This is a genomic window from Streptomyces sp. NRRL F-2664 (genome assembly GCF_000719345.1).
Classification (GTDB): domain Bacteria; phylum Actinomycetota; class Actinomycetes; order Streptomycetales; family Streptomycetaceae; genus Streptomyces.
Window position 1 is genome coordinate 1 of record NZ_JOFX01000232.1, and the last position, 1106, is coordinate 1106.

1 protein-coding gene is annotated in these 1106 nt (G+C 67.7%); it reads left to right on the plus strand.

Annotation, left to right across the window (positions count from 1 at the left end; translation table 11 throughout):
• A partial coding sequence (locus IF89_RS0135510; protein ID WP_030777327.1) for a HAMP domain-containing protein occupies nt 1-1106 on the plus strand: 1106 nt, incomplete at both ends.

The following is a 1106-nucleotide window of genomic DNA, read 5'->3' on the forward strand; positions in this document are numbered from 1 at the left end:
ATGGCGGACAACCTGACCGCTCAGGTCCGCTCGATCGCCGAGGTCACGACGGCTGTGGCCCAGGGTGATCTGACGCAGAAGATCCGGGTGGATGCCCGTGGGGAGATCCTGGAGCTGAAGGAGACCATCAACACGATGGTCGACCAGCTGTCGGCGTTCGCCGACGAGGTCACCCGGGTGGCCCGCGAGGTCGGTACCGAGGGCAACCTCGGCGGCCAGGCCACCGTGCGTGGCGTGTCGGGTACGTGGAAGGACCTGACCGACAACGTCAATGTGATGGCGTCGAACCTGACCGGGCAGGTCAGGTCGATCGCCCAGGTGGCGACTGCGGTGGCTCGTGGTGACCTGTCGCAGAAGATCACCGTGGAGGCGAAGGGCGAGGTCGCCGCGCTGGCGGGGGTGATCAACACGATGGTCGACACGCTGTCGGCGTTCGCCGACGAGGTCACCCGGGTGGCCCGCGAGGTCGGCACCGAGGGCCGCCTCGGCGGGCAGGCGCGGGTGCCCAATGTGGCGGGTACGTGGAAGGACCTCACGGACAACGTCAACTCCATGGCGAACAACCTCACCGGCCAGGTCCGCAACATCGCCCTGGTCACGACGGCCGTCGCCAACGGTGACCTGTCGAAGAAGATCGACGTGGATGCGCGTGGGGAGATCCTGGAGCTGAAGACGACGATCAACACGATGGTCGACCAGCTGTCCTCCTTCGCCGCGGAGGTCACCCGCGTGGCCCGCGAGGTGGGCAGCGAGGGCCGGCTGGGGGGTCAGGCCGAGGTCGAGGGGGTCTCCGGCACCTGGAAGCGGCTGACGGAGAACGTCAATGAGCTGGCGGGGAATCTGACCCGTCAGGTCCGGGCCATTGCCGAGGTGGCCAGTGCGGTCGCCGAGGGCGACCTGACCCGCTCGATCACCGTCGACGCCTCCGGCGAGGTCGCCGAGCTGAAGGACAACATCAATTCCATGGTGGGTTCGCTGCGGGAGACCACCCGGGCCAACCAGGAGCAGGACTGGCTCAAGTCCAACCTCGCGCAGATCTCCGGTCTGATGCAGGGCCACCGGGACCTCGCCGTCGTCGCCGAGCTCGTCATGGACGAACTCACCCC